The 17307-nt window shown below is 63.0% G+C and carries 14 protein-coding genes and 2 riboswitches; of the genes, 5 read left to right on the top strand and 9 right to left on the bottom strand.

Going from position 1 to position 17307, the window contains the following annotated elements:
* From CXQ94_RS03255 to gcvP, 5 genes are all read right to left on the bottom strand, one after another.
* Positions 1–76, bottom strand: a 76-nt coding sequence (locus CXQ94_RS03255) for a serine dehydratase beta chain (protein ID WP_146070221.1), incomplete at its 3' end; no start/stop codon positions are given.
* A gap of 136 nt (positions 77–212) precedes the next feature.
* Positions 213–1529 carry a serine hydroxymethyltransferase gene (gene glyA, locus CXQ94_RS03250; RefSeq protein WP_104086758.1) on the bottom strand — a complete coding sequence of 439 codons (1317 nt, stop codon included), beginning with the start codon at positions 1527–1529 and terminating at the stop codon, positions 213–215.
* Positions 1526–1909 carry a glycine cleavage system protein GcvH gene (gene gcvH, locus CXQ94_RS03245; RefSeq protein WP_104086757.1) on the bottom strand — a complete coding sequence of 128 codons (384 nt, stop codon included), beginning with the start codon at positions 1907–1909 and terminating at the stop codon, positions 1526–1528. Before gcvH ends, glyA begins: the two co-directional genes overlap by 4 nt.
* A 304-nt stretch (positions 1910–2213) precedes the next feature.
* Entirely contained in the window at positions 2214–3335 is a 1122-nt protein-coding gene (gene gcvT / locus CXQ94_RS03240) for a glycine cleavage system aminomethyltransferase GcvT (RefSeq protein ID WP_104086756.1), read from the bottom strand.
* A 17-nt stretch (positions 3336–3352) separates the two neighbouring features.
* Positions 3353–6232 carry an aminomethyl-transferring glycine dehydrogenase gene (gene gcvP, locus CXQ94_RS03235; RefSeq protein ID WP_104086755.1) on the bottom strand — a complete coding sequence of 960 codons (2880 nt, stop codon included), beginning with the start codon at positions 6230–6232 and terminating at the stop codon, positions 3353–3355.
* Positions 6233–6396: 164 nt separating this feature from the next.
* A riboswitch (glycine riboswitch) is annotated at positions 6397–6492 on the bottom strand.
* 212 nt (positions 6493–6704) lie between these two features.
* Positions 6705–6802, top strand: a riboswitch (glycine riboswitch).
* A gap of 154 nt (positions 6803–6956) precedes the next feature.
* Here gcvP and cycA point away from each other — a divergent pair.
* Positions 6957–8423, top strand: a complete 1467-nt coding sequence (gene cycA / locus CXQ94_RS03230; protein ID WP_104086807.1) for a D-serine/D-alanine/glycine transporter — start codon at positions 6957–6959, stop codon at positions 8421–8423.
* 237 nt (positions 8424–8660) lie between these two features.
* On the opposite strand, the gene CXQ94_RS03225 is transcribed toward cycA, so the two are convergent.
* Both CXQ94_RS03225 and CXQ94_RS03220 read right to left on the bottom strand, forming a co-directional pair.
* Complete coding sequence (locus tag CXQ94_RS03225; RefSeq protein ID WP_104086754.1) at positions 8661–9305, bottom strand: class I SAM-dependent methyltransferase; 645 nt, start codon at positions 9303–9305, stop codon at positions 8661–8663.
* 1 nt (position 9306) lies between these two features.
* Positions 9307–9954, bottom strand: a complete 648-nt coding sequence (locus CXQ94_RS03220) for a TIGR00730 family Rossman fold protein (protein WP_104086753.1) — start codon at positions 9952–9954, stop codon at positions 9307–9309.
* 147 nt (positions 9955–10101) lie between these two features.
* On the opposite strand from CXQ94_RS03220, the gene rox reads away from it, so the two are divergent.
* Positions 10102–11550: a rifampin monooxygenase gene (gene rox / locus CXQ94_RS03215; protein ID WP_104086752.1), complete on the top strand. Its 1449-nt coding sequence runs from the start codon at positions 10102–10104 to the stop codon at positions 11548–11550.
* Here rox and CXQ94_RS03210 read toward each other — a convergent pair.
* The gene (locus CXQ94_RS03210; RefSeq protein WP_104086751.1) at positions 11524–13236 is read right to left on the bottom strand and encodes an AarF/ABC1/UbiB kinase family protein; all 1713 of its coding nucleotides are present in this window, start codon (positions 13234–13236) and stop codon (positions 11524–11526) included. The two genes, rox and CXQ94_RS03210, sit on opposite strands and share 27 nt — an antisense overlap.
* Before the next feature lie 5 nt (positions 13237–13241).
* On the bottom strand, positions 13242–13784 hold the full coding sequence (locus CXQ94_RS03205; protein WP_104086750.1) for a PadR family transcriptional regulator: 543 nt from the start codon (positions 13782–13784) through the stop codon (positions 13242–13244).
* Between the two features lie 174 nt (positions 13785–13958).
* On the opposite strand from CXQ94_RS03205, the gene CXQ94_RS03200 reads away from it, so the two are divergent.
* From CXQ94_RS03200 to CXQ94_RS03190, 3 genes are all read left to right on the top strand, one after another.
* Complete coding sequence (locus CXQ94_RS03200; protein WP_146070220.1) at positions 13959–14705, top strand: hypothetical protein; 747 nt, start codon at positions 13959–13961, stop codon at positions 14703–14705.
* Between the two features lie 102 nt (positions 14706–14807).
* Complete coding sequence (locus CXQ94_RS03195) at positions 14808–15413, top strand: phosphoribosylanthranilate isomerase (protein ID WP_104086748.1); 606 nt, start codon at positions 14808–14810, stop codon at positions 15411–15413.
* Between the two features lie 62 nt (positions 15414–15475).
* Positions 15476–17284 (top strand): glycerophosphoryl diester phosphodiesterase membrane domain-containing protein, encoded by a 1809-nt coding sequence (locus CXQ94_RS03190; RefSeq protein WP_104086747.1) that lies wholly within the window; start codon positions 15476–15478, stop codon positions 17282–17284.
* Positions 17285–17307 lie beyond the last annotated feature (23 nt).

Below are 17307 nucleotides of genomic sequence, written 5' to 3'. Positions count from 1 at the left end.
CCCGCATCGGCCCCACCGTATGAGAACTCGAGGGACCAATACCCACCGAAAACAAATCAAAAACACCAACGGACATGTGAGTCCCTCACTAAAGACTAAATTCTTCCCGCCAGTGAAACCTGGCGGAGAGCTGGACACACCCTGTCGGGGTGCCCGGCCGATCCCCCTGCCGTGGCCGTCAAAGCGGCCACCGCAGGGAGCAACTGTACCGTCTAGGAAAGATTGGCCACGGACGGGTAGAGCGGGTGGGCTGTGGCCAGAACCTCAACCCGGGCGCGCAAACCGGACAGATCCGCGTCGGAATCGGCCAAAAGGGCCTCGGCAATGATGTCCGCCACTTCGGCAAAAGCGGCCTCGCCGAAGCCTCGAGTTGCCAAGGCGGGGGTGCCAATGCGCAGACCGGAGGTGACCATGGGCGGGCGCGGATCGAACGGCACGGCGTTGCGGTTGACGGTGATGTCGATGGCCGCCAACCGGTCCTCAGCCTCCTGGCCGTTGAGCTCGCAGTTGCGCAGGTCCACCAGAACCAGGTGAACGTCCGTGCCGCCGGAAATCACGGAGATTCCCTTGGCAGCAACATCAGGCTGGATCAGGCGGTCGGCCAGCAGGCGGGCACCAAGCAACACCCGCTCCTGGCGTTCTTTGAACTCCTCCGATGCGGCGATCTTAAACGCCACAGCCTTGCCAGCGATGACATGCTCCAACGGGCCGCCCTGCTGTCCCGGGAACACAGCCGAGTTGATCTTCTTGGCGATGTCGGCGTCGTTGCTCAAGATGATGCCGCCGCGCGGACCGGCCAGGGTCTTGTGCGTGGTGGACGTGGTGACGTGAGCGTGCGGCACCGGTGAGGGGTGCAGCCCGGCGGCCACCAGGCCGGCGAAGTGAGCCATATCCACCATGAGGTAGGCACCCACCAGGTCAGCGATGCGGCGGAATTCGGCGAAGTCCAGCTGGCGGGCGTAAGCGGACCAGCCGGCAACGATCAGGGCCGGCTTGTGTTCGAGCGCCAGACGCTCCACCTCAGCCATGTCCACCTGGTGCGTGTCTTCGCGCACCTGGTACGGGACCACGTTGTAGAGACGGCCGGAGAAGTTGATCCTCATGCCGTGCGTGAGGTGGCCGCCGTGGGCCAGGTTCAGGCCCATGATGGTGTCGCCGGGCTTGATCAGAGCGTGCATGACGGATGCGTTGGCCTGGGCACCGGAGTGCGGCTGCACGTTCGCGAATCCTGCGCCGAACAAGTCCTTGACGCGGTCGATGGCCAGCTGCTCGACGACGTCGACATGCTCGCAGCCACCGTAGTAGCGGCGTCCCGGGTAACCCTCGGCGTACTTGTTGGTCAGCACCGAACCCTGGGCTGCCATGACGGCGGCCGCTGTGTGGTTTTCCGAGGCGATCATTTCCAGGCCGGTCCGCTGGCGGGACAGTTCGGCGTCGATCTGGACGGCGATTTCTGGATCCAGCTCGGACAGCGGAGCATCCAGGCTGGCGGAGACTACCTGAACGTAGTCCACTCCGACGGCGCTCACAGCTCGCCACCGTTGGCAGCGGCGTACTCCGCTGCGGAAAGCAGCGGGCCCTCGGATTCCACGGACACCTTGAACAACCAGCCTGCACCGTAGGGATCGGAGTTGATCAGGGCCGGGTCATCGACGACGGCGGTGTTCACTTCGGTGACTTCGCCCGTGACCGGGGAGTACAGATCGGAGACGGACTTGGTCGATTCGATCTCACCGCAGGTGTCCCCGGCGGTGACGGTGGCGCCCACTTCGGGCAGGTCGACGTAGACGATGTCACCGAGGGCGTCGGCCGCCACAGCGGAGACACCGATGGTGGAAGGGCCGGCGCCATCGGCGGCGATCCACTCGTGTTCGACGGAGTACTTTAGTTCGGCAGCTACTTTGCTCATGATGATCCGTTCTGTTGGTTTGGTGAAGACTATGTACGTTGTGAAGGCGGCAGCGACGGAGCCGGTATTTCCTCGGCTGGGCCCACAGACGCGAGGGTCCCGTTGCGAGCTTGCGAGCGTCAGGGGCCTATCGGTCTGTCGTCCAGGGAAGGTGCCGACTACGCCGAGGCAACGGAGCCGGTGTTTTCGTAGGCGACGTAAAGGAGGCCTCCAAGGCCGCCCGCGGCCGACGGGCCGGATAGTCGCCGAGAAAATACCGGTCCGTTGCCGGGGCCAGAGAAGCAGGGCCCCGGCGACGCGGGTGTTACTTTTGGCGCTTGTAGAACGGCAGGGCAACCACTTCGAAGGGCTCAGCCTTGCCGCGGAGGTCCACGTCCAGCAGGGTACCGACTTCGGCATGAGCCACGTCCACATAGGCCATCGCGACCGGGTAGCCCAGGGTGGGACTCGGCTGGCCGGAGGTGACTTCGCCGATCGTGGCGCCGTCCTTGAGGACCGGGTAGTGTCCGCGCGCGGAGCGGCGGCCAAGGCCCTTCAGTCCCACGAGCTTGCGGCCAATGGTGGAGCCTTCACCGGATTCCTTGATGGCTGCGAGGGCCGTCTTGCCGACGAAGTCGCTTTCCTTGGCCAGTGAGACCACTGGGCCCAGGCCGGCGGAGTAGGCGTGGCCTTCCAACGAAAGTTCGTTGCCGTAGAGCGGCATGCCTGCTTCCAGGCGCAGGGAGTCGCGGGCAGCGAGCCCGGCCGGGATGAGGCCGTGCTCGGTGCCGTTGGCAAGCAGTGCCTGCCACAGCGCTGCAGCACCGGCGTTGGGGATGTAGATTTCGAAGCCGTCTTCGCCGGTGTAGCCCGTGCGTGCCAGCAACAGTTCCTGGCCATTGATGGTGACGTCCACGGCGGCGTAGTACTTCAGCTCGGTGACCAGGGCGTGCTGTTCGGCTGGTACCAGCGTCAGCAGGATCGCCTCGGCGTTGGGTCCCTGCACGGCGATGAGCGAGGTTTCGCTGGAGACGTCGTTGACCTCGACGTCGAACCCGGCGGCACGCTTGGCCAGCAGCGCAGCAACGGTGGCCGCGTTACCGGCGTTGGGGACCACCAGGTACTTATCATCGGAGCGTCGGTAAGAGATCAGGTCGTCGATGATGCCGCCGTCGGCGTTGCAGATCAGCGAGTACTTGGCCTTTCCCACGGCAACGGCGGACAGTTTGCCTGCCAGTGCGTAGTCCAGGAATGCGGCGGCGTCGGGGCCGCTGACCCAGACTTCCCCCATGTGGGAGAGGTCGAAGAGGCCCGCCGCGTTACGGACAGCGTGGTGTTCGGCCAGTTCGGAGGAATACTTCAGCGGCATCTGCCAGCCACCGAAGTCGGTGAAGGAGGCGCCGGCTTTTTCGTGTTCGCCGTAAAGGGCTGTGTGGTTCTCAGTCATGGGAATTCCTTTGCGGGTTAGTTTGAAAAGTCTTCGGCGAAGTCTTCGATGGGCGGGCAGGAGCAGACCAGGTTGCGGTCGCCCGCTGCGCCGTCAATGCGGCCCACGGGCGGGAAGTACTTGTCCTGGCGCAGTGCGGCCACCGGGAAGACGGCCTGTTCGCGCGGGTAGCCGCGCTCCCAGCTTGAATCGACGACGGCGGCGGCGGTGTGGGGTGCGTTGCGCAGCGGGCTGTCGGCCAGGGTGAATGCGCCGTCGGCGACCTGATCGATTTCGGCACGGATCGAAACCATGGCCGTGATGAAACGGTTGATTTCGGTCAGGTCCTCGGACTCGGTGGGCTCGACCATGAGGGTGCCGGCCACGGGGAAGGACAAGGTGGGTGCGTGGAAGCCGTAGTCGATGAGGCGCTTGGCCACATCTTCGGCCGTGACACCCGTGGTGGCTGTCAGTTCGCGCAAGTCCAGGATGCACTCGTGGGCAACCAGGTCGCCGGCGCCCGTGTAGAGGACCGGGAAGTGCTCGTTGAGCTGGGAGGCAATGTAGTTCGCGGCCAGCAGCGCCGACTTGGTGGCTTCGGTCAGGCCCTGCCCGCCCATGAGCTTCACGTAGGCCCAGGAGATGGGCAGCACGCCGGCGGAGCCGAAGCGTGAGGCGGAAATCGGGACACCGGCCCCTGCAACATCTGAAGAGTTGGCATCACCGGGCATGAACGGTGCCAGGTGGGCCTTGGCTGCGACCGGGCCCACGCCGGGGCCGCCACCGCCGTGCGGGATGCAGAAGGTTTTGTGCAGGTTCAGGTGGCTGACATCGCCGCCGAACTTTCCGGGCTGAGCCAGTCCTACAAGAGCGTTGAGGTTGGCACCGTCAACGTAGACCTGTCCACCGGCGGCGTGGATGGCGTCGCACACCTCGCGGACGTCGGCGTCGTACACGCCATGGGTGGAGGGGTAGGTGATCATGATGCACGACAGCTGGTCCTTGTGCGTCTCGATCTTGGCGGTCAGGTCGGCGTGGTCGATGGTGCCGTCTGATGCCGTGGCAACTACAACGACCTTCATGCCGGCCAGAACCGCGGAGGCAGCGTTGGTGCCGTGAGCGGACTGCGGAATGAGGCAGATGGTGCGCTGCTCATCGCCGCGGGAGAGGTGGTAGCCGCGGATGGCCAGCAGGCCGGCCAGCTCGCCCTGAGATCCGGCGTTGGGCTGGATGGAGACCTGGTCGTAGCCGGTGATCTCGCAGAGATCAGCCTCCAGGCCGCCGATCAGTTCACGCCAGCCCTCGGTCTGGGAATCCGGTGCGAAGGGGTGAATGGAGGCGAATTCGGGCCAGGAGATGGCTTCCATTTCGGCCGTGGCGTTGAGCTTCATGGTGCAGGAGCCCAACGGGATCATGGTCCGGTCCAGTGCCAGGTCGCGGTCGCTGAGGCGTCGGATGTAGCGCAGGATCTGGGTTTCGGAACGGTGCGTGTTGAAGACGGGGTGGGTCAGGAAGTCCGAGGTCCGCTCGGTGTCCGCGGCGAGCGCGAAGGCTGCAACGCCTGCGTGGTCGGTGCCGTCTCCTGCCGGTGCGGCACCAAACACGGCGGCCACGCGAGCCACGATGTCCGCCGTCGTGGTTTCATCAACGGAGATGCCCACGTGATCGGCGTCGATGGGGCGCAGGTTGATGCCGCCTCGTTCGGCCAGTGCAATGATGGCACCGGCGCGGCCGGGAACCCGCACCGTGAGGGTGTCGAAGAAGGAGGTGTGCGCGAGCTCCACGCCGGATGCATGCAGGGCTGCAGCGAGGCTGCGGGCGCGGCCGTGGACGGTTTCGGCGATCGCTTTCAGGCCCTCGGGACCGTGGTAGACGGCGTACATCGAGGCGACAATGGCCAGCAGCGCCTGGGCGGTGCAGATGTTGGAGGTGGCCTTCTCGCGGCGGATGTGCTGCTCGCGGGTCTGCAGGGCCAGACGGTACGCGGGCAGGCCGGTGTTGTCCTTCGAGACGCCCACGATGCGGCCGGGCAGTGAGCGTTCCATGCCATTACGGACGGCCATGTAGGCGGCGTGCGGGCCACCGAAGAACAGGGGCACGCCGAAGCGCTGGGCGGTTCCGACGGCGATGTCGGCGCCCTGCTCCCCGGGAGGGGTGATCAGGGTCAGGGCCAGCAGGTCAGCGGATACGGTGACAAGTGCGCCGCGTTCCTTGGCTGCCGCAATGACGGGTGCGTGGTTGAAGACGCGCCCTGATACACCCGGCTGCTGGAGGACCACGCCGTTGATCTCGCCGTCGGGCAGGCCCGCAGAAAGATCGGCAACCTCTACCTCGAAGCCGAGTGCCTCGGCGCGGCCCTTGACCAGTGCGATGGTCTGCGGGAGCAGGTCTGCGTCCAGGACGGTCTTGCCGTTGGCGGCGGTCTTGGACTTGTTGGCCCGGCGCATGAGCAGCACGGCCTCGGCCACGGCGGTGGCTTCATCGAGTAGGGAGGCGTTGGCCACCGGCAGTGCGGTCAGGTCGCTGACCATGGTCTGGAAGTTCAGCAGTGCCTCGAGGCGGCCCTGGGAGATTTCGGGCTGGTAGGGGGTGTAGGCGGTGTACCAGGCCGGCCCCTCCAGAATGTTGCGGCGGATGACGGCGGGGGTGACGGTGTCGTAGTAGCCCTGCCCGATCATCTGGATGGCTGTCTTGTTCTTCGCGGCCAGTGCGCGCAGTTCGGCGAGCACCTCAACTTCGCTCAGTGCGCCCTGAAGTTCCAGCGGGCTTCCCTGGCGGATGGAATCGGGAACCGCAGTGTCAACCAGCGAATCGACGCTGTCATAGCCGATGGCCTTGAGCATGGTGTCAACGTCGCTCTGGCGGCGGGCGCCAATGTGCCTATCGGCGAACACCGTGGGATTGGATGTGATTGTCATGAGGAACTCCAAAGAACGGCCGTCCCTGTAAAAGGGGTGCGGCAAGGGCTGGGTTCCTCCCCGCTCTGTCTTGGACCTGAGAGATTCCGCGTCCCTTGGAGATCAAGGGTGGCGCTTGCACCGTCGGTGAGTGAGGCTTTCGCAGCACTACTTTCCAGAGTTGCCTCGCCGTGGCGGTACAGGGGCCTGAGAGATTCCTGGGGAGGATTTGCTCCTACGGCGCCGCCGAAACTGCGGGAGGACTCTCCCGCCACGGTTCAAAAGGCGTTTTAAGTTGTGGGTGACTCGGCTCACAGATTACACGATGAAAGCAATCCGGGCAAAATCCGCGGATTCGAGCCACCCCTTGACCCAACCTTCGGCATGTCCGCCGGCATAGGGTCCGCCAATCTGACGCCGTCGCCGGTTTTGCATCTCAAGCACCTCAGGGTCTAGTGTGTGACTCGCATCACCTAAAAAGTGAAGCGCCCATTGATCCGCGGCGGGAGAGTTCTGCCGGTACGTTCTGCAGGCGCCGAAGGAGCAAACCCTCCCCGGGAATCTCTCAGGCCCATGTACCGCCGTGGCTAGGCAACTCTGGAAAGCAGTTCGGGAAACCGGGCTCACCGAAGGTGCAAGCGATCCCTTGCTGGCAAGGCATCGCGGAAACTCTCAGGTCCCAGACAGAGCGGGGAGGAACCCCAATCATCGTGGCACCCCTGCCACCGCAACGATGGAGTTCCTTTTGACGATCCACAAATCCGCGGCGACCCAGAATGCGGCGCCACAGCTTGAGCGTCAGCTGAGCAACCGGCACATCCAGCTGATCGCGATCGGCGGTGCCATTGGAACGGGCCTGTTCATGGGTTCGGGTAAGACCATCTCGGCGGCCGGCCCGTCGGTGATCTTCGTGTACATGATCATCGGTTTCATGCTGTTCTTTGTCATGCGTGCCATGGGTGAGCTGCTGCTGAGCAACCTCCACTACAAGTCGTTTAGCGATTTCGCCGCTGACCTGCTGGGCCCCTGGGCGGGCTTCTTCACCGGCTGGACATACTGGTTCTGCTGGGTGATTACCGGGATCGCCGACGTCATCGCCATCGCCGGTTATTCACAGGAACTCTGGCCGCGGCTTCCGCTCTGGATCCCCGGTCTTGTGACCATCGGCATCCTTTTGCTGCTGAACCTGACCACGGTGAAGGCCTTTGGTGAGACAGAATTCTGGTTTGCCTTGATCAAGATCCTCGCCATTGCGGCCCTGATCATTGTGGGCTTGTTCATGATCTTCAGCGGCTTCCGCTCTGAGGCCGGCCCGGCGACTTTCACGAACCTGTGGAGCCATGGAGGCTTCTTCCCGAACGAGTTCATGGGCTTTGTGGCCGGCTTCCAGATTGCCGTTTTCGCGTTTGTGGGCATTGAACTGGTGGGCACCACCGCGGCCGAGGCGAAGGACCCGGAGAAGAACCTCCCCAAAGCCATCAACTCCATCCCGATCCGGGTACTGCTCTTCTACGTGGGCGCCCTGATCATCTTGATGTCCGTCATCCCCTGGACCCAGTTCGCCGCCGGCCACAGCCCCTTCATCGCCATGTTCTCGCTCGCCGGGCTAGGTGCAGCGGCCACCGTGGTGAATCTTGTGGTGCTAACCTCAGCCATGTCCAGCGCCAATTCCGGCATCTACTCCACCTCGCGCATGGTCTACGGCCTGGCCCAGGAGGGTGATGCGCCGAAGCGTTTCGGCAAGCTCTCCAGCCGCAAAGTACCCAGCAACGCGCTGTTCCTTTCCTGCATCTTGCTGCTTTCCGGCGTCATTTTGATGTACGCCGGCCAGGACATTGGCCAGGCTTTTGAAATGGTGACCACAGTCTCCGCCGTCTGCTTCGTGTTTGTCTGGTCCATCATTTTGGCCAGCTACGTGGCCTTCCGCCGACGCCGCCCGGAGCTTCACAACAGCTCAAAGTTCAAGATGCCCGGCGGCATTCCCATGGTGATTGTGGTGTTCGCTTTCTTCGCCTTTGTGCTGTGGGCCCTGACCACCCAAAAAGACACCCTGCAGGCCCTTCTGGTGACACCGATCTGGTTCATTTTGCTCGGGGTTGTCTGGTTCTTCCTGCGGCGCCGCCCGAACCACCTGGCCCGCTACGCCACCTTCCAGGGCGACCTGGAGGCGGAGCGGATTGTGGCCGCCGAGCTCCTGGAGAACGGCAAGTAGGCGCACAAGCCACTCAGCGGGCGAGACGTTCGAGCACTTCTAGCGATGTGCACAAAATGAAGAACGACGGCGGTGCAAGGTACAGCCAGTTTCTGGCCGCCTTGCGCCGCCGTTCCGTCGTCGCCCTAACCACAGCGGCAGCGTCATAGATAGCAAAAGGGGTAATGACGATAAGTCCCGCCAGCGTGGACACCACTGGTCGTCCAACGCGGATTCGGAGGTGTGCCAGGTCTGTGGTCACCGTTTCTGCGCCATCAAGTACGCCTGGGGCGTTTTTTCGTCGTGGTCAGCGGCCCTGACGAGTTGCGCCTCGATGGCGAATCCGGCGGCTTCCAATTGCCCGGTGATGTGTTCCGGGGCCATCAGGTAGGCGTCCATGCTGATCTCGTGGCCGTAGGCGCGCTCGATGCGCCTCTTCGCCGTTCCCGTTTGGAAAGCGAGGAGGAGGAATCCACCTGCGGCCAAGGCGTTGTTCAGTGACACGAACACTCCCTGCAGGCGTTCGGGCGGGGTGTGGATGAGCGAGTACCAGGCAACAATTCCACCCAGTGTTCCCTCCCCTGGGTCCAAGGCTTCAAGGTTCCCCTCCGCAAAGGTGATGCCTGGATGGCTCTTTTGCGCCACGGCGACCATCTCCGGGGATAGGTCCATGCCGCTGGCGTCGAGCCCGAGCGAGGCCAGATGTGCGGTGATTCTCCCGGGGCCGCTTCCGACGTCGAGTACTCTCAGATTTCCGGTGCTGGCGACCCGCTCGGCGAAGGCTGCCAGCATGGCGCGGTCGTATACCTTTTCCGCCATGAGGTTGCGCAGGAGTTCCTCGTAGCTGACGGCGACGGCGTCATAAGCGGCGCGGGTATCTCTTACATCAAGCGGCTCAGTCATTTCATTGACCTTCGCTGGAAACGGAGCCGTTGTCTTTCTGCCATTTGGGGGCAGGCGGCGTCCAGTCGTTGAGGGCCGAGAGCAATGTCGCCGGGTTGTCTTCCACAATGAGAGTTGACCTTGTGCCCTCGGAGATGAAGCCGTTCGCCGTCATCTGGTCCAAGGCTCCCAACAGCGGTTCCCAGTACCCGTCGACGTCGTAGAGGGCCACTGGTTTGCGGTGGATGCCCAGTTGCTGCCAGGTCCATACTTCAAAGAGTTCTTCAAGAGTTCCCGCACCACCGGGGAGTGCAATAAAGGCGTCACCGAGTTCTGCCATGCGCATCTTCCGCGCATGCATGTCGCTGACAACCTCAAGCTGTGTCAATCCCGGATGCGCGATCTCACCACTAACAAGCGCCTGGGGTATGACGCCGGTTACCTCGCCCCCAGCGGCCAGGGCAGCGTCGGCCACCACACCCATCAACCCCACGTTCCCGCCTCCGTAAACGATCCCGATGGCGGATTGTGCCAGGTGTGCCGCCAGCTTGGCTGCTTCGTTGGGAAAGGACTCACGTGCCCCCATTGCCGAACCCGTGAAAACGGCGACCCGGCGGAGTCGCCCTCCAGCGGCGGCGGTCGGGGCGGTGTTCTGATCGTTCTGGTTCATGGGGCTATTCTCTCAGGGCAAAGCGCCCACTCAGCCACCGGATTGCTTGGCCGATGCCCCGATAGCTGTGAAACTAGGGACTACTGCGGTCGGCCGCTCGCTTCGGAGCCGCTGGACAGGCGCTGGTTCATTGGATTGAGGTTTCACATGTTCGACGTGATCATTAGTGGCGGAGGGCCCACGGGCATGATGCTGGCTGGCGAGCTACGGTTACACGGCGTTGACGTGCTCGTGTTGGAGAAGGACCCAGAACCAAACAAGGCCGTCCGCTCACTGGGCCTCCACCCACGCAGCATCGAGATCATGGACCAGCGCGGACTGTTGGAGACGTTCCTGGCCCATGGGAAGCAATATCCCGGCGGTGTGGGCCACTTCGCCGGAATCCCGACGCCGCGGCCGGTAGATCTCGACACGGCGCACAGCTATATCCTTGGCATCCCGCAACCTGTCACCGACAAGCTACTGGAGGAGCACGCCGTCGAACTCGGGGCGCAGATCAGACGCGGCGCCGAGGTGACAGGCGTCGAACAGGACGACGACGGCGTGACCGTAGCTCTAGCCGACGGCTCACGGCTGCGCTCGCGCTGGTTGGTTGGCTGCGACGGCGGCCGAAGCTTGGTTCGCAGACTGCTGGGCATCGACTTTCCTGGCGAAGCTGCAACCACAGAGTGGCTCCTTGGCGAAGTGAAAGTCACCGCGGATCCAGAGGAGCTTGCCCGGGTGGCGGGTGAGGTTCGAAAGATTCACAAGGGCTTCGGTATTGGTCCCGCCGGTGACGGCCTGTTCCGTGCCGTGGTGCCGGCGGCGACCGTGGCCGAGGACCGCACAGTTGCACCAACCCTCCATGAGTTTTCAACGCAGTTGCGGGCGTACGCTGGCACCGACTTCGGTGTTCACTCCCCGCGCTCACTATCCCGTTTTAGCGACGCCACCCGGCTTGCCGAAAAGTACCGTGTGGGGCGGGTCCTTCTCGCCGGTGACGCCGCACACGTCCACCCGCCGCTGGGCGGTCAGGGCTTGAACCTGGGGATCCAGGATGCTTTCAACCTCGGTTGGAAGCTTGCCGCAGAGGTCAACGGATGGGCGCCAAAGGGGCTGCTGGACAGCTACGAAGCCGAACGTCGCCCTGTCGCGGAAGATGTCCTGACCACCACCCGGGCCCAAAGTGAGCTGCTCTCCCCCGAGCCCGGCCCGCAGGCAGTACGGCGGCTGCTCACCGAGCTGATGGCGTTTGAGGACGTCAGCCGGTTCCTGGCCGAGAAGATCAGCTCCATCGGGGTCCGGTACGACTTTGGGGATGGTCCGGAACTGCTCGGGCGTCGACTGCGCGACACTCCCGTTTTCTCCGGGCGCCTCTATGAGCACATGCACGCGGGCCGCGGGCTCCTGTTGGATGCCAGCGGCAAGTTCTCGGTAGCGGGATGGGCAGATCGGATCGACCATGTGACGGCAGGCAGCGGCGAACTCGGCGCGCCCGCGATTTTGCTCCGGCCCGACGGGCACGTGGCATGGATCGGTGATGACCAGGGCGATCTCCTGCACCAGCTGCCAACATGGTTCGGTGCTCGCTCAGGAACGACGTCGGCCCGCCACTAGACCGTAAAGTAGCGGGAGTGCTGAGGCGATCATCAGCACGTTGCCGAGTACTGTGTCGCCGGCACGGACCACGGCACCGGCTATCAGCAGCGCACCGAAGACCAGTGCCGATCCGGCCCGCTGAACCGTGCGATTAAGCCGTGCCACTTGCCGTTCCAGGCGTCGGTTGCCCACCTGCAGCGAACCACCCTCGATCCTCTCAAGGAGCCCGTCCAGCCGTTTCGGCAGGCGCAATGCAGCTGCTGCTGTCTCGAGCACCTGTGTAGCCGCGTCCTTGACGAGGTGGCTCCCTTCATCGCGCAGTAACTGTGCGGCAAAGGGCTCCACCGAATCCCACAGATTGAACTTGGCATCCAGGGAGCTGCATACCCCCGAGGTCAAGGACATAGCACGGATTATGAGCAGGAAATTCTCCGGCAGCTGGAACGGCAAGGAGCGAACCACATCACCGAACTCCACCCCAAAATCACGGAACTCGCGCGGGTCCACGTCCCGAAGCTCGGCGAACCCCATCCCACCAAACCGGGCAAACAGTTGCGTCATGGCCCGCTCCAGGGCTGCGGTGTCGGCCGACGGTACCAACACACCCACGTCACTGATCGCGGCCACCAGTCCCTTGCCATCACGCGAGGCAGCGGCAATCAGCAGCTTCCGCAGCCCACTTCGGGTCGTGTCCGGCACCTCGCCCATCATGCCGAAATCGATAAATGTCAGCTTCCACGGATGCTTCGACGCCGAATCGGCGATCGGGGTGATGAAGATGTTGCCGGGGTGCGGATCGGCATGAAAGAAACCGTTGGTGAACAGCTGCTCGAACATGACCGATGCGAATACCGGGGCCACCTCCGCTGGATCGATGCCCGCGGCACGAAGCGCCTGCGAGTCCGTAATCTTGATGGCCGTAACATCTTCGAGGGTGAGCACGCGACGGGTGGTTCGTTCCCAGACGACGCCGGGCACGCTCACCCTCGGGTCGTCGGCGAAATCTGCGGCAAAGCGTTCAGCATTCGCCGCCTCATTCAAGTAGTCGATCTCCTCGAGACTGGTCTTTGCGAACTCCTCAACGAGGGCAGGGGCGTTGGCACGGTCGGACACCAGGCGCACACGACTGAGCCAGCCACCCACCTTGCGCAAAGCGGCAAGATCCACGTCGACAATCGCGTCGGTGCCCGGGCGCTGCACCTTCACCACCACGCTCTCAAGCCCGGTGTCGACGGCGTTGGCCGGGAGAAGTTGCGCCCGGTGGGCCTGTCCCAGAGAGGCGGCGGCGATGGGCGTCTCGTCGACCCACGCGAATACCGCTTCTAGAGGCGCACCCAGCTCCGCCTCGGCAGAGGCCCGGATGGAGTGGAACGGGACGGGCGGCACCTCGTCCTGCAGCCCTTCTAATTCGGCGGTGATTTCCGGGGGCAGCACATCGAGCCTTGAGGACATGAACTGACCTACTTTAATCATCAGACCGCCAAGATCCACTGCGAGCGCATGAAAGCGCTGAGCGAAGCGGCGCATCCGCTTCGCCCTATTGCGATCGGCAATCCGGCGCATTCCAAGGCGAGGCAGGAATAGTTCAAACCACCAGGTCACGCCAAGATTCCACGCGGCAAAGCGCAGGATCTTTCGGTAACGGGCACGGGTGCCCTTTGCCGCGGGCCGCGGATTTGCCTGCTCGCCTTGAACCGACTCCACCCGTTTCAGTCCTGGGCGAGGATTGAGTACAGTCTCCGGCGTGCCTCATCGAGGACCGCCACAGCCTCCTGCACCTGCTTCGAATTGCCCGTGCGGCCTACCTGAGCCGCCGCCTGGGCAAGCTCGACGCCGGCCTTGGGCAGTGCTGCGAACCCGCCTCCTGCTGCAGTGCCCGAGGATTCCCACGGTGCCGGCGCATCCCCACCGGCAACCTCCTCCCGACCGGCTTCGGTCAGCGAGTAGATCTTGCGTCCGTTGGATTCTTCGGCGATGATCAGTCCCTCATCGGCCAGCAACTGCAGCGTGGGGTAGACGGAACCCGCACTGGGCTTCCAGCTGCCACCGCTGCGCTCCTCAATTTCGTGGATGATCTGGTAGCCATGCATGGGCTGCTCCGCAAGGAGGGCCAGCACCGCGGACCGTACTTCACCTCGACCGGCTCGGGTACCCGAGCGCTTCTCAAACCTTGAACGCAGTTCCTCGACGGCCTGCCACACGCCGTCGATGTTGTTGGGGCCGAATCCGCCTGCCGGAAATGAATTATGCATCGCGATCTCCTTTGTCAATCCGAACGATTTACAACGATAGTTAACGATACGTCCAGTATTGCGCAGAAATCTATATTTCCAGGGTATGAAATTGTTTTCATAAAAATATTGCGATAGTGAACGATACACGTAGCGATCCCTTGACGGATCGCGAGGAGTTGCTAGTGTGTGCTCATGTCGACCTTTGACGCTTCCGGCCAGCGTAGGCGGACGGACCACTTGCCGTGGGCTTCAATCATTAGCTTGCTCGCTGCCGCAGGTCTCTTTATGGGCTCTGCACTCTTGCAGCTGATTGCCTCTCTCCAGCGGTGGGTCGTGTTCAGCGGTTCTCGGCAACTTGGTGACATCTCGGCCGAAGACCACCTCTTTGACTACTACTTTCCCTTCGACCCTTGGGTTCCCGTGGGGACGGCGGCACAGCTCTTCGGAATAGGTGCGCTGATTCAGGCGCTCGGCGTCCTCGTGATGGCGGTCGGCGTCGCGACCCTACCAAACGTGTCAGAGCGTCACAGGGGCATCGCGGCCATCATGGTTTCCGTCGAGATTGCGCTTGCCGTCCTCGTCGCGGCATGGTTCGGCTTACACGGAGCCCATGCCCTGGCGTCAGGGACCAGCGGCACTCCTTCTTCGCTGCAACACTTGTTTTTGCTGGGCTTTGTCTCGACCGACGCCCTGATAGCTCTTGCCGTTCTGTGGCGGAACAAATTGTGGGCAGCTTCCGTCGCTTGTGTGTTTTTGATCGGCCTGAGCCTGGCGGGCTACCTCCTAGCCACCTACGTGATTGCGCCGCTGTTCGCAGGGTCCTCCCACGACACGGCTCCCTGGACGGAGACTGTTGTTGCGGCGTCGACGGCGGCGGCGGGAATCGCGATGCTCTTCGCGTCAGGGCGGCTCGTCGCGGGGCGCCTCCACAACCGCTAGACCACAACTAGCTGATCGAGAGGCCAAGTCCCACACTGTTAATATTGCATTAGTGTGCCAGCGGGGCACTTGGAATCGTGTACCAAAGAGAATGAGTCGGGAATGTACATAAAGATCTGCGGTCTGCAGACCGAAGAAACTGTCGCTGCCGCCGTCGATGCCGGGGCCAACGCCGTCGGATTCGTCTTTGCACCCGGCAGTCCTCGGATCATCTCCGCTGAGCTCGCCGCAACGCTAGGACGCAGGGTTCCCTCCACTGTTGAAACGGTGGGCGTCTTCCGCAACCAGCCGATTGACACGGTCATCGAAACTGCGCGCCGCGCAGCCCTGACAACTGTCCAGTTGCACGGCGATGAGCCCCTGGCAGACATGTCCCGGCTTCGCGATGAGGGGTTCCGCACTTTGCGAGCTTTTTCGGCTTCCGCCTACACCGCCCTGGCCCCGGCCGAAAAGCTGGCCTGGGAATCCGAGCGCATCCTGCTCGACGCCGTCGAGCCCGGTGCCGGTGTGGCCTTTGATGCCGCCCTGCTTGAAGGTGCCATACCGCCGGTCTATTGGTTGCTGGCGGGCGGGCTCAACCCCGGCAACGTGGCGCAATTAATCGCAGCTCTGAACCCCAGCGGGGTGGATGTTTCCAGCGGCGTGGAATCTAGCCGTGGCGTCAAGGACTCCGGGTTGATCCGTGACTTCATCAGGGCGGCCAGCTAGGGCCAGGTTTGGCGCCTTTCAAGGGATCCTCGGCGTTTGAGCGTTCGTATTATGCTCTGTCTATGCCATCAACTGCCGCCTCGCCAGCGGTCCCCGCCCGATCCCAGGCGATTGCCTGCTCCAAAGCAGCATGGACACTTCTGCGCCATCGGCTGCTCCTTGTCATCGTGGTCACGGTGACAACGCAAGGCATCTACGCCTGGGCTGTGTTGCCGCTTTTGCTCATGCTTTTCCAGGCTGCCCTAAGCGCTGCGGGTGTTGACGGGCTCAGCCAGACAAGCCTTCTTGGTCTTCTTGGGAATCCGCTCTCCCTACTTGCCCTCATCCTGGTGATACTGCTCGCCACTTTCTTCGCCCTGTTGGAGATCTGCGTCTTTACCGTCATCGTGCAACTCTGCTTTCACGGGGAATCGCCGTCAATCAGCCCCGTTCTCCGTGGCCTGGGCCGAATTGGGCGGCGGGCCATGAGCTGGCAGATCATACTTTTCGCAGGCTACGCGCTTCTCGTAATTCCGCTGTCCCACATTGGCGTCGGGTCGGCGTTGACCTCTCATATTGCGATTCCAAAATTCGTCAGCGGTGAGATCACAAAGACTCTCCCGGGATCCATCGCCTATGTTCTCGTCGTCATCTCACTCATCTATCTGGGCTTGCGGCTCGCCGGAACAGCAGCTGCGCTCAGCGATGAAGAGCGCACCGTCCTTGACGCGATGCGGCGGAGCATGGCACTGACCAAACGCACACAAATCCACATAGTCGTGGTCACACTCGCCGTGGGGGCAGCCGCTGTACTCGTATTCTTCATGGCGGCGCTCCTTGGTGCCGTGCCAGTCGCCCTCTCCGCGTCCGGTGGAGCGGGGGCCCAGATGGCCGGAAGCATGCTGGCAGTCCTGAAACTCGTCCAGTTCATCGGCACAGGGATCGCGGCGGCGTTCCTCGCATTCTTCTTTGTCGCCCTCCTGTGCGGCGGCCAGCTCGCACCACCGCGCGAGGTACCTGCGCCCGATCGCATCTCACGGGTGAGTGCCGCCGTTGTTCTTACACTCTTCGTCATTCTCGCAACGCCACCCACCGTCTTCGCTACGTTGGCCGCGCAGCCGTCAGCATCACCGCTTGTCATCGCCCATCGCGGGTACACCGCTGGCGGGGTTGAGAACACCATCGAGTCACTGCGAGCCGCAGCGGCTGCCGGAGCCGACGTCGTCGAGATGGACATCCAAGAGACGGCTGACCAGAAGTTTGTTGTCATTCACGACGTCGGCCTGAAACGCCTGGCTGGAGACCCGCGCAGCGTGTACGAACTCACCCAGGCGGAATTGACCGGCGTCGTGGTTAGGCAGGACGGTCTTAGCGGGCATATTCCGACCCTTGAGGACTATTTGCATACGGCTGACGAGCTCGGGATCCGTGTTTTGGTCGAGGTCAAGCCGCACGGTCATGAAGCCCCGGGGTTCGCCAAGCGGGTGGTCCAGGTGATGGACCGTCTCGATCCCACGCGAAACCACATGATTCAGTCTCTGGACGCAGGCATCGTCGAGGCGATCGTCAGCGCGGACCCTGGTCGCGACGTCGTCCTCGTTACGGGATTTCAGCTCGGCAACGCCCCAAGGACGGGGGCCGCAGGTGTCGCCATCGAGGACTGGTCCTACTCGGACGAAATGCTGGTGAATCTGCACGACGACAGAAAGCGGTTGTTTGTCTGGACCGTCAACGATTCAGCCCTCATCAATGAGTACCTGGGCAAGGGTGTGGACGGGATCATCACGGACCGGGTTGCCGAGGCAGTCACCACTCGTCAGCTCCAAGAAACCATCAAGAACCCGCTCTCCCGATACCTTAATCAGTCCCTTCGCGATATTTCCGGGCCGTGACGAATCCGCCTTTGTGAAAGCCG

The sequence above is a fragment of the Arthrobacter sp. GMC3 genome (assembly GCF_002929305.1).
In the GTDB taxonomy this organism is placed as follows: domain Bacteria; phylum Actinomycetota; class Actinomycetes; order Actinomycetales; family Micrococcaceae; genus Specibacter.
The sequence above is the reverse complement of the archived record's forward strand: the minus strand, read 5'-3'. Positions and strand labels throughout refer to the sequence as shown.